Raw genomic sequence first — 12,392 nt, forward strand, 5'->3', positions numbered from 1 at the left:
TAAACTTTAGTCAAGTTCATTGACATGAATAAGGAAGAGAATGAAAAAGCGCTCATCATGTGGTTATGAGTGGACGCTCCAACTCATTTCGCAAAATAATGATAACCTGCTAGACAGTTGCTTAAGTGCTATCTTGAGTGACTTGCTCCGCGAAGAAGGCGTTTTTAGTCTGTACTTCAGTAAAAGTTTATCAATAAAACAAGTGCCTTGCTTAATGCTGAGTAATTACAATCAGTTTTATGATGACGATAATTTACAAGAGATACCGGAGCAGGAGGTTGTCGCTTTAGTTGAGCGTTTAGCGAAGCTTAATCATGATGTAGAAATGTTATTTTTGTCTGACCGACAAGTTATACCTATTCGTTATCAAGGTCTTGTACTTGGCTTTTTAGAGCTTCATATTAAACAGCTCCTTCCTACCAACATCATCAGTGTTTTAATGCATGTGCTGAATGTGTATGTTCATCAACTTGCCACCCTACATTATGCGCGCGTCGACCCCATGACCCAGCTATTAAATCGTCAGACATTTGATGAAAAAGTGATGGATATTGTCTCGGGTAACGAATCTTGGTTTAAGCGTAAGGAAAATAAAGTTAGAACATGGTATATAGGTATGGCTGATATCGATTTATTTAAAAAAGTAAATGATAGCTATGGCCATGTTATTGGGGATGAAGTCATCTTATTGGTTGCTCAATTACTTAAAAGCAGCTTTCGCGCTGAGGATTATATTTTCAGATATGGTGGCGAAGAATTCGCTATTTTGTTTCCATGTGATGATGAAGATGCGGCTTGGAGTATGCTTGATCGTGTTCGTGAGACAATCGCATCAACTCGGTTTCCACAGGTGAAAAATGTGACAATCAGCATTGGATTTGCGCAGCTAAAAGATGCAGCTCAGGTCACACAGTTTGTGAACAAAGCGGATAAAGCGCTTTATCATTCAAAACAACTTGGACGCAACAGAGTAACTGCTTATTCAAGCATTCAAGATGACCCCAATAATCCTTATTCAGATGATATTGAAATATTCTAGCTTGTGATAATATCGCGCCCAATGAAAAATAATTGTTGGGAGCAAGCATGAAGTTTGTACGTTGGTTTTTGGGTCGCATTATCTTGTTGTTAGATTTTATTTTTACACCTCGTAGTAAAAAGCGTCCGTCTGAAGAGCAAGTTAAGTTAGATAAACAAACTGATCAGCTGAAACTATATCAATTCAAAGCATGCCCTTTCTGCGTAAAAGTGCGCAGAGCTATTAAGCGTGAAGGCTTAAACATTGAAGTGCGTGATGCGAAAAACAACGCACAATATCGTCAAGAGCTTGCTGAACAAGGCGGAAAAGTGAAAGTGCCGTGTTTACGTATTGAAGAGGGCAGTACTGTTACTTGGTTGTATGAATCAAGTGATATTGTGAGCTACCTACAACAGCTTGATAAAGCAGCCTAATTAAAGGCGTTGAAACGCACTCGAGCGTTCCAGTTACAGGGCGATTGTGCTAGCATAACCGCCCATCATCTATTGTCAGAAATTTAAAGAGAAACACCATGACTATCCGTACTCGTGTTGCCCCATCACCAACGGGTGATCCGCATTTAGGTACCGCATATATTGCCCTATTTAACTACTGTTTTGCTAAACAGCAAGGTGGTGAGTTTGTGTTACGTATTGAAGATACTGACCAAGTGCGTAGTACACCAGAATCTGAACAAGCGATTATGGATAGCCTACGTTGGTTAGGTCTTAACTGGGATCATGGTCCTGATGTGGGTGGTGAATTCGGTCCTTATCGTCAATCTGAACGCAGTGAACTTTATAAAAAATATGCGCACCAGTTAGTTGATCAAGGTAAAGCATTTTACTGCTTCGCAACAGCGCAAGAGCTGGATGAAATGCGTGAGCAGCAAATGGCGGAAGGCTTACGTCCAAAATACGACGGTCGTGGTTTATTGCTAAGTGAAGAAGAAGTTAAAGCAAATCTTACAGCAGGTAAGCCGTATGTGATCCGTATGAACATCCCAAGCGAGGGCACATTTAAGTTTAACGATTATCTTCGTGGTGACATTGAGATCCCGTGGGAAAACGTAGACATGCAGGTTCTGCTTAAAGCGGATGGTTTCCCAACGTACTTCTTAGCGAACGTAGTGGATGATCATCATATGCAGATCAGCCACATTTTCCGTGGCGAAGAATGGATCAACTCCGCGCCTAAATTATTAAAGTTGTATGAAGACTTTGGTTGGGAAGCGCCGGTACTGGGTCACTTACCACTGTTACGAAACCCAGATAAATCAAAGCTATCAAAGCGTAAGAACCCAACATCGATTAACTACTACAAAGAAATAGGCTTTTTACCAGAGGCAGTATTAAACTACCTTGGCCGCATGGGTTGGTCGATGCCGGATGAGCGTGAGAAGTTTACATTATCAGAGATGATCGAACACTTTGACATGAAGCGTGTATCTTTAGGTGGTCCAGTATTTGATGTAGACAAATTAAGTTGGTTGAATGGCCTGTGGATCCGTGAAAACTTAACCGACGAAGAGCTGATCCAGCGCTTTGTTGATTGGAAGTTTAACGCGCAAACATTGAGCCGTATTTTACCTGAAGCGAAAACGCGCATTAATACTCTGTCTGACCTAGTTGACCTTGCTGGGCACTTTGTAGCTGGTTTGCCTGAATATGATCCTACCCTTTTAACGGCGGGTAAGGCGGATGAAGAGACTGTTCGTCAAGCGCTGCAGTTCTTTATTTGGCAATTGGAAGGGCTACGCACTTGGAATAAATCAGAGATTTTTGCAATTGCAAAGGCTGTTGCCACGTTCCATGAGTTGAAAATCAAAGATTTCCTAGAGCCAATTTTCGTTGCGATTACCGGTAAGCAATCTTCTACATCGGTGATTGATGCGATGGAGATTTTAGGTTCAGATTTATCTCGTGCTCGTTTACGTGTTGCACTTGCGCACATTGGCGTATCGAAAAAGCAAGCGAAAAAGCTTGAAAAAGCATACCGCGAATACACAGAATCTTAAGTCATCTTTATGATTTATAAAAAGAAAAGCCGCACATTTCAATGTGCGGCTTTTTATTTTGCATAAAAATCAACAGATATGACCTCTCTTTAGTCATATTCTGCTAACATAGCTCGGTTTTATAGTCGTGAAAGAAAAGGTTTATGTTAAGTCAATTTTTCCAACAAGATGGTGAGTGTGTCGTGATCAGTCGCGAGCAGGGCAGTGAATTTGCAAAGCGCGTTGCGGACGATTTCAACCCGTTACATGACATCGATGCGAAGAAGTTTTGTGTGCCGGGGGATTTACTTTTCTCTCTTGTACTTGCACGTTACGGTGTAAGTGAAAATATGCATTTTACTTTTTCTGGTATGGTGGATGAAACATCAAAGCTGGAATTCCCAGAAGATGCGCCAGAGTTTGATGTGACCTCTGATGGCAAAGTGATGTTGTCTGTGAAGCAACATGGCGCAAATAACAAATGCCCAAGCTTGGTAGAAAGTTTAACGAAAAACTACGTTGAATTCTCAGGCATGACTTTCCCACATGTGATCATTCCATTGATGGGGGAGCAAGAGGTGATGATCAACCCAGCTCGCCCAATGGTGATTTACGAGTCAATGGCTATTCATCTGGATACATTGGATGTTAAAACCTTAGAACTAGAGGCGGATAAGCCAGAGTTCAGCTTTGAAGGCAAGCGTGGCAAAATCATCTTGCGCTTTAATTTACTTAGCGAGGGCCAAAAGGTGGGCCGCGGTGAAAAGCATATGCTGGTATCTGGTATTCGAGAATATTGTCAGCAAATGGTTGATGACCTCATTGAGTATTATAACAATCGTAAGGCAACACTTTAGTTTGTAAGGTATAGCGCGCATCCCCTGCGCGCTTTTGTTATACTGACTGCATTAATATTTATTAGTCAGTTTAATCATGTCTTTTGCCGCTCTTTCGCTTATTGAACCACTTAACAAAGCTCTAGCAACTCTTAATTTTGATACACCCACGCCGATCCAACAGCAAAGTATTCCGTTGGTGCTAGCGGGTCATGATGTTGTTGCAACTGCACAAACGGGCACGGGTAAAACGGCGGCATTTATGTTGCCCATTTTACAAAAACTGAGTGCTTCAGAGGCGCAACAAGGGGTCGCAAGGGCATTGGTTATTACCCCCACGCGCGAGTTGGCACAGCAAGTGGCAAAAAGCACGCAAAGCTACGCGCAGTTCACCTCATTGAAAGTGGCTTGTTTGTATGGGGGCGCGAATATTGGTCCTCAAGAAAAAGCGTTGAAAGCGGGTGTTGATGTTGTTGCGGCAACGCCTGGGCGTTTAATAGATCACCTGATCAAAGGCACATTATCGCTGGAAAATGTCACACATCTTGTGTTTGATGAAGCGGATCGCATTTTGGATATGGGCTTTATCGGTGAAATAAAGCGCATCATGCGCCGTTTACCTGCCGAGCGTCAGACGTTACTGTTTTCAGCAACCATCGATGATCAAGTACAAAGCTTGGTTAAGCAGTGGCTTAAAGAGCCTAAGCGCATTTCGGTTGATAAACAAAACAGTGCAGCACAAAAAATTGGGCAAACTTTTTATGCAGTGGATGAAGACAGAAAACGTGAGTTGATGTCGCATCTCATTGGTAAAAACAACTGGCAGCAGGTGTTGATCTTTACGCGTACGAAAAATATGGCAGATAACTTAGCCAAAGAATTGAATAAAGATGGCTTAGCCACGTTGGCGATCCATGGAGATAAATCTCAAGGGGCAAGAGACAAAGCGCTGAGCCAATTTAAAGAGGGTAAAACCCGTGTACTTGTTGCCACAGATGTGGCTGCACGAGGCATCGACATTGTTGATTTGGATTATGTGATCAACGCAGAGTTACCTTATGTTGCTGAAGACTACGTGCATCGTATTGGCCGTACCGGACGCGCGGGTAAAACAGGACATGCTATTTCATTGGTGAGTATTGATGAGCAATGGCTATTAGAAGAGATTGAAGTGCTGTTAGATGAGCGCTTAACACCCCAGTGGTTGCCGGGTTATGAACCTGATTTAACCAAAGAGCCTAAAGATAATCGCAAAAATACCAATAAAGCACGTAAGCAACGAGATAAAAAGCGCGTCATGAACAAGCGCTCATCACGCAGGCGTTAGACAATGAATTAAAAGTAAAAAAGCACCACTTGGTGCTTTTTTGCGCTTTACTTGGTGGCGCTATGCGATTTGTTTTTCTGCGAGCGTGAGTTCCATGGTTGCTTTAAGTAATCGGTATAGGTTGATGGACGCATCAATCTCTTCTTTTCGATTAGTTAAACTCTCAATGTTCAGGCCTAATGGCACGTCTAAATGCGCACAATTTTTTAAGATTAAATCTAAGTTTTCACGGCACACTCTAATCGACTCGCTAAGTGAGTTTTGTGCATCGAGTATGCGCCATCTAGTAGCCTCTGGTACTGAGATCCCTAGCCACTCCATAAACTCAAGTGTTTTTTCACCACCGCATGGTGTAAAGGTCAAAATAATGCGCTTTGGCGCAATACCTTGTTGGCGGCATGAGCGAGCATAGCTGGTGATCAGATCAACAGTCGCTTGCGCGTTGTAAACTGCCTGAGAGATAAAAAATTCGCAGCCTTGTGCGGTCTTATCAAGCAACCTTTCATGTTCATTACGTTTGTTAGCATGACGTTCTGCGATGGTCACGCCACCTAGAAAAAACTCATCCTGACGCGCCGATAGTGTTTGATATGCATCAGCTAAGTTTAGTTTGATATCTCCCGCTGAAGATGGACTACCAACGAGCACTAGGTTTTTAAGGCCATATTCGTTTTTGGTTTGGTCAAGCCAGTTATTGAACTCAGCAGCTTCACGCTGTGCGACGCTTTTATAGGTGATGACATCTAAATCTGACAGTTGTTTGATTAATTGACTGTATTCGCACGGATCCACGGTATGTTTGAACGGAAACGGCCTAGGTACTTGAGTTCGGCTGCTTTCATCTTGAATGTCATAGATAACTACACCGTCATACTCAATCTCGTGTAAACGACCAAGTAGTTTATTCGCGATGGTTTCGAGCTTGGCTTTATCTGTGCCGATTTTTGGTGGTGTGGTACCAATCAAATAAACCCCTTGTTTAGGGTCTAATATTTTCTCTTGTAGTGATAATGCCATGGTCCTCATTCCCAGCCCGGTATCTGTTCTTGGGTATAATATAGCAGCCATTTAGACGTCTAGATAGATCTTTTTTCTTGAAAGTTACTCAATAACTATGAATTTTATTCAGGTTAGTGGCTGGGGGATTGATAAATATGATTATATTTTCTTACATTATTTTTATCTGTCACATGGTTGTGAGCACTCAATTTATTGCATAATGACAGTGATAAAAGGCTGCTCTTGCTGAGCATTGTCATACATAACTAATAACTTATTCAGGGAACACTATGAAATTTAAATTACTCGCAACGAGTCTTGCAGTAACCCTCGCGCTAACTGGATGTGTCAGTAATAGTGTGCAACACACAACATCGGCGCAATCAGCTCAAACAAATAACAAAGTATTTTCTCAAGATTACCTATTAGAAGAGTTAGATAACGGGTTACGCGTGATGGTGGTGAAAACTGATTACCCTGATGTGGTGTCAGTACAGATCCCGGTATCCGTTGGTTCAAGAAATGAAGTTGAAAAAGGTAAAACGGGTTTTGCTCACTTTTTTGAACATATGATGTTTAAAGGTTCTGAAAAGTACCCACAAGATGTGTATGCGGATATTTTGAAAAACTCTGGTGTAGATAACCGCGCGTACACGACGAACGACTACACAAACTATTACCTGAGTTTCTCAAAACAACATCTAAACAAAGTACTAGAAATTGAAGCGGATATTTTTCAAAACCTGACTTATACAGAAGCGCAATTTCGCACCGAAGCGCTGACAGTAAAAGGTGAGTATTTAAAAAACAACGCCAACCCAATACGCCAGTTACTGACTACTGTCAGGGAAGAAGCGTTCGAAAAGCACACTTATAAGCATACGACGATGGGCTTTTTTGAAGACATCGAAGCGATGCCAGATCAAATGAATTACGGTAAAACCTTCTTTGAGCGTTTCTATCACCCTGAATATGTTTCATTGGTGATTGTCGGTGATGTAGATCCAAAAGAAACCATGGAAATGGTGAAGCAGCATTGGGGCAGTTGGAAAAAAGGCGACTATGTTGCTGATATCCCTAAAGAGCCTAAACAACAAGCGCCTAAATATGTGCATAAGCAATCGGAAGGTCTACCGGGTCACTGGTTACTTGTCTCATACAAAGGCACAGCGTGGCAGCCTACGCGTAAAGACCGTGCTGCACTGGATCTGATCTCAGACCTTTATTTCTCTGAAAACTCAGAATTATATCAAAAGCTGGTTGTAGACCAACAAATCGCAAGCCAAATGTTCACTTATAATCCTGAGACAAAAGATCCCGGTTTGTTACATGTGTTTGTGAAAGTTGAAAATGAGCAAGATCTCGCGGTTGTGCGTGATGCGATTAATGAAACGTACGCGAAAGCACGCACTGAGTTGGTTGATGCAGAGAAGTTGGCAGCGCTGAAATCAAACCGTAAATACTCGTTTATTAATAACTTAGACTCTTCCCAAGCGATTGCTTCGACACTCGCTCAATACATGCACTTTGAGCGTGATCCTGAGGTGATCAATCAGTTGTACGCAACCGCTGATGCCGTGACGGCCGAAGATATCCGTGACATCGCCAATAAGTATTTTGTGGATGAGAGCCGCAGTACAGTCACTATGTCTGCGCTGGAATCGGTATCTGGATTTGATAAAGAAGTATCACTCACTGAGCTGGTAGCAAAAGCAAATAAACCGGCAGAACGTCACTTTAACGTGTTGGATAAAACCAATAACTCGCCACTGATCGACGTTAACTTGCTCTTCTATACGGGCGCAGCTGCTGATCCTGCGGGTAAAAAAGGTCTCGCTGCCATGACTGGCGCGATGATCGCAAAGGGCGGGTCGCAAAATAAAACGTACAAAGAAATTCAAAAAGCACTCTATCCGATTTCGGGTACTTTTAATTATCAAATCGATAAAGAGATGTTATCTCTGCGCGGCCGTGTGCATAAAGACAATGCCCAGCAATGGTATAGCTTAATCAGTGAACAACTGTTGGAGCCTGGGTTTAGAGAAGATGACTTCAAGCGTTTGAAAAAAGAAATGTTGGATGCCATTAAAGCGAGCTTAAAATCGTCAAACGATGAAGAGCTTGGCAAAGAAGTGCTTTATCACAAGTTATATCAAGGTCACCCCTATGAAAGCTACAACCTAGGTGACTTGTCAGACCTTGAGTCATTAACGTTGGATGACGTGAAGTCGTTCTACCAGCAGCAGTTCACACAAGCGAAACTCAATGTGGGTATTACAGGGGCGATGCCAAAAGAAGTTAAGGCACAGCTTTTTGCTGATTTATCTGCTTTACCGAAAGGGGAAGAGTCTCGTTTAGCTATTCCTGATGCGCCAGAACTAAAAGGTCATCACGCGACAATCGTTGAGAAAAGCGCGAAATCAACCGCGGTTTCTTTTGGTTTCCCAATTGATACTATCCGTAGCAGCAAAGACTGGACGGCCCTTTGGCTTGTTCGCTCTTACTTTGGTGAGCATAGAAATTCGAATAGTTACCTTTATCAGCGTATCCGTGAAACACGAGGTATGAACTATGGTGATTACGCGTACATTGAATACTTCCCGCGTGGCATGTTCCAAACACAACCTGATGCTAACTTAGGTCGTTCTGAGCAAATTTTCCAAGTATGGCTGCGTCCATTACGTTCGAACAATGACGCACATTTTGCAACGCGCGTTGCACTGTACGAGCTAGACAAATTGATCTCTGACGGTATGAGTGAGCAAGACTTTACGGCAACACGTAACTTCCTGACCAATTATGTGGCACAGCTAGTAGCAAGCCAAGACCGTCAGCTAGGTTATGCGATGGATAGTCAATTCTACAATATTGATAATTTTGCCGATTATGTGCGTTCGCAATTGGCGAGCTTAAGCGTAGAAGACGTAAACCGTGTTATTAGTGAAAACCTGCAAACAGATAACATTCAGTATGTATTTGTAACGGGTGATGGCAAAGATATGCAACAACGTTTAGCCAGTGAAACACCGTCTCCGTTAAAGTACAACTCTGAAAAACCAGCAGAGCTGCTTGATGAAGATAAGCAAATAGCGACTTATAAACTCAATATTCCTAAGAAAAACATTGAACTACTCGACGTGAAATCTGTATTCGAGTAAATAAAATCGATGTGTAAACAAAGCCGCGCACTGCGCGGCTTTTTGATAGCTACAACTTTCTTGTTCGTGAATTGCACAACAAATAGCGCTTTGTTATAACTAATTACAATATTGTTCTTTTTTACAGGTAACACTGGCGGTGTTTTCTGGTTAGAATTCTAGGTGTCTATATGAATCAAGGAACTACTATGCGTCATGAAATATGGCAACAGCTTCGCACTGAAGCAAAAGAGTTAGTTAACCACGAGCCTTTGTTAGCTAGCCATGTCTATTCAAGTGTGCTTAATCATGAATGTTTAGGTGCCGCATTGAGCTTTATTGTGGCAAATAAGCTAGCTGACGCTGTAGTATCGGCGTTTACTATTCGCGAATTGTTTGATCAAGCCTTTGTGGATTGCGATCATATGCTCACCCATGTTGCATATGATATTAAGGCGGTAAAAGATCGAGATCCCGCGGCCGATAGCTACCTGACCGTTATTCTTAATTTGAAAGGCTTCCATGCCATTCAAGCGCACCGCTTAGCGCATTGTTTATGGCGTCAAAATAGAAAAGAACTTGCTCGCTTTATTCAAAGCAGAACGTCGGAAGTATTTGGCGTGGATATACACCCAGCGTGTAAAGTTGGTCATGGCATCATGTTTGACCATGCAACCGGCATTGTGATTGGTGAAACCGCACTGATAGAAGATAACGTCTCTATTTTGCAATCAGTGACGCTAGGCGGTACCGGTAATGAGCAAGGGGATCGTCACCCGAAAATTCGTGCAGGCGTACTTATTGGCGCAGGCGCTAAAGTTTTGGGCAATATCGAAGTCGGCGAAGGGGCGAGAATTGGTGCGGGTTCCGTAGTTTTAAGCCCTGTAGCACCGCATACAACGGTGGTAGGGATCCCGGCCAAAGTTGTGGGTAAGCCTTGCAGTCCTTGTCCGGCTGAAAGTATGAACCAAAACTTTTTGGACGACAGTACTGATGCTGAAAATGAATCGCATACCAGCGCAATGATTTAGGGTTTATTATGCGAGGGCTAGCATTGCTGATACTTGTTTTGTTGGCCTTTGCATCCGGTATCGTTGCGGAACGTTTGTGGTTGAGTGCTTTATTTAATGAACCTCAAGTTATTGTTCAATCACAGCCACCCCATGCACTCTCTTTACCACCACAGATCCCATATACAGAAGAGGGCAGTCGTACTACAGCGCCTTCAAACAAAGGTGGCGCGGTAGAAGATACAGTGTCTGCAGTACAGCAAAACCTCGCTCGCTTGGAGCTAGAAAACCGCAAACTTAAACAACAACTTGAAGCTCAACGCAAACCTCTTGAGCCAGATTTAAACTTGCCAAATACAGATTTAAATTCGTTGTTAACACATCAATATGAGCAAGAAGACATTAGAGCCCCTTGGGCAGATGAAGTCGAATTACAAATTGCTGACTTTTTATATCAAAATAATTTCAGCCATCTTGTTGAGTTACGTCATTACGGCTGTAAGCAAACGGTATGTAAGGTCGAAATGGTACCGCTGGGAAACGCAGAAAACTTTGATCACAGTACTTGGGAATTAGTCCGTAGCAAAGTATTTAAACAAAGTTGGTACAAGTACTTTTCCGTTGCGACTTCCAGCAGTAACGACGCGCGTATGGTGATGTTACTCAGCACACGCCAAACGAAAGACTAATTGCCCTAATAATTTGGTTTTAATTCAATTACTTGTGAATGTATCTCACCATCATGTAATTGCGTAACAAGCGTGTTTTGTGCCGTAATTTGGTTAATTGACTTTATTACATGATCTTTTTGTTTGGTGATGCTGTAGCCTCTTGAAAGCACATTGAGGGGGCTAATACTGTCTAGCCGTGCGGCACATAAAGCCAGCGCACTTTGTCTTTTTTGCTGCTGTTTCTGCATTGCTTGCAATAACGCGTTTTTCAAATATTTTATTTGTTGTTCGCTGTCAGTCAGGCGCTTTTTTGGGTGCTGGTGGCCAAGGCGTTGTTGCATGAGCATCAGGGTGTTGTTTCGTTTTGCGTTTAATTGTAGGTAAGCGCGCGCGAGTCTGTTTATAAGTTCATCGATGCGTTGTTGTTGCTGAAAAAGCTGGTTTTCAGGGTGCTGTAGTTTGAGCCTTTGCTCCAAAGACGCACAGTAGTTTTTTGCATGCTTGATAGCTTGTAGTGCTTGAGTCGCCAAGGTGCGTTTATATTGCGCTAGATGTTGTGCAAGCGCTTGCTGATCTGGGCTCACTAACTCCGCGGCGGCAGAAGGGGTTGCCGCTCGAATATCGGCCACATAATCACTCATGGTGGTGTCAATTTCATGGCCTACGGCGCTTATTACAGGCAAAGTACTTGCAAAAATGGCGCGGGCAAGCTGTTCTTCATTGAAGCACCATAAATCTTCTAAGGAGCCGCCACCACGACCAAGAATAATGACATCCACTTCGGCCCTTAGGTTGGCCAACTGCAGTTTTTCGATAAGTTGCAGGTGCGCTTCTTTACCTTGTACTTGAGCAGGGTAGATGATGACTTCTAGTTGCGGTGCTCGGCGTTTTAAAACGGTCAATATGTCCTTGATGGCTGCGCCCGTGGCAGAGGTGATCACACCCACTTTATTGATGTTTGCTGGTAACGGTTTTTTATGGGCGCTACTGAATAACCCTTCCGCAGCTAAGCGCATTTTGAGTTCATCAAACTGTTGTTTCAACAAGCCTTCTCCTGCAGGCTGCATTTGCTCAACAATCAGCTGATAATCGCCTCTTGGCTCGTAAACGGATACACGCGCTTGCACTTCCACTTGTGCACCATTGGTGGGGCGGTACTGGCAATAGCGATTGTTACCTCGCCACATGGCAGCTTTAACTTGGGCTTTGTCATCTTTTAACGAAAAGTACCAATGTCCTGAAGCGGGCGCGACAAAATTGGAAATTTCTCCGGTTAAGCGAATTGATGCAAAACCTTGCTCTAAAATGGCACGAATTTCCCTGTTTAGTCGTGAAACTGTATAAGTTGCGTTCGCTGAAGATGCAAAGCTGTTCAATGACATAAGTCGCTCCATAAAA

The 12,392-nt window shown here is 42.9% G+C and carries 10 protein-coding genes; 8 read left to right on the forward strand and 2 right to left on the reverse strand.

Annotated features, from left to right (window positions below; translation table 11 throughout):
* The first annotated feature begins 40 nt into the window (after positions 1-40).
* The 5 genes from AC5FX4_RS05635 (at position 41) to AC5FX4_RS05655 (ending at position 5,177) form a co-directional block, all read left to right on the forward strand.
* Complete coding sequence (locus tag AC5FX4_RS05635) at positions 41-1,039, forward strand: GGDEF domain-containing protein (protein WP_493605493.1); 999 nt, start codon at positions 41-43, stop codon at positions 1,037-1,039.
* 47 nt (positions 1,040-1,086) lie between these two features.
* Positions 1,087-1,452, forward strand: a complete 366-nt coding sequence (locus AC5FX4_RS05640) for a glutathione S-transferase N-terminal domain-containing protein (protein WP_493605494.1) — start codon at positions 1,087-1,089, stop codon at positions 1,450-1,452.
* A 98-nt stretch (positions 1,453-1,550) separates the two neighbouring features.
* On the forward strand, positions 1,551-3,035 hold the full coding sequence (gene gltX / locus AC5FX4_RS05645) for a glutamate--tRNA ligase (RefSeq protein WP_493605495.1): 1,485 nt from the start codon (positions 1,551-1,553) through the stop codon (positions 3,033-3,035).
* 143 nt (positions 3,036-3,178) lie between these two features.
* On the forward strand, positions 3,179-3,871 hold the full coding sequence (locus tag AC5FX4_RS05650) for a DUF3581 family protein (RefSeq protein WP_493605496.1): 693 nt from the start codon (positions 3,179-3,181) through the stop codon (positions 3,869-3,871).
* A gap of 76 nt (positions 3,872-3,947) precedes the next feature.
* Positions 3,948-5,177 (forward strand): DEAD/DEAH box helicase, encoded by a 1,230-nt coding sequence (locus tag AC5FX4_RS05655; RefSeq protein ID WP_493605497.1) that lies wholly within the window; start codon positions 3,948-3,950, stop codon positions 5,175-5,177.
* A gap of 60 nt (positions 5,178-5,237) precedes the next feature.
* Here AC5FX4_RS05655 and AC5FX4_RS05660 read toward each other — a convergent pair whose 3' ends face one another.
* The gene (locus AC5FX4_RS05660; protein ID WP_493605498.1) at positions 5,238-6,194 is read right to left on the reverse strand and encodes a methylenetetrahydrofolate reductase; all 957 of its coding nucleotides are present in this window, start codon (positions 6,192-6,194) and stop codon (positions 5,238-5,240) included.
* 272 nt (positions 6,195-6,466) lie between these two features.
* Here AC5FX4_RS05660 and AC5FX4_RS05665 point away from each other — a divergent pair, with 272 nt between their 5' ends.
* The 3 genes from AC5FX4_RS05665 to AC5FX4_RS05675 all read left to right on the forward strand — a co-directional run bounded on the left by AC5FX4_RS05665 (position 6,467) and on the right by AC5FX4_RS05675 (position 11,012).
* Entirely contained in the window at positions 6,467-9,334 is a 2,868-nt protein-coding gene (locus AC5FX4_RS05665; RefSeq protein ID WP_493605499.1) for a M16 family metallopeptidase, read from the forward strand.
* Positions 9,335-9,522: 188 nt separating this feature from the next.
* Positions 9,523-10,344: a serine O-acetyltransferase gene (gene cysE / locus AC5FX4_RS05670; RefSeq protein WP_493607778.1), complete on the forward strand. Its 822-nt coding sequence runs from the start codon at positions 9,523-9,525 to the stop codon at positions 10,342-10,344.
* A gap of 8 nt (positions 10,345-10,352) precedes the next feature.
* Positions 10,353-11,012, forward strand: coding sequence for a hypothetical protein (locus AC5FX4_RS05675; RefSeq protein ID WP_493605500.1), 660 nt, complete (start codon positions 10,353-10,355; stop codon positions 11,010-11,012).
* A 5-nt stretch (positions 11,013-11,017) separates the two neighbouring features.
* Here the strand turns inward: AC5FX4_RS05675 and xseA are convergent, their stop codons facing one another.
* Positions 11,018-12,376 (reverse strand): exodeoxyribonuclease VII large subunit, encoded by a 1,359-nt coding sequence (xseA, locus tag AC5FX4_RS05680; protein ID WP_493605501.1) that lies wholly within the window; start codon positions 12,374-12,376, stop codon positions 11,018-11,020.
* Between the last annotated feature and the right edge of the window lie 16 nt (positions 12,377-12,392).

The organism is Pseudoalteromonas sp. ATL1, assembly GCF_058933015.1.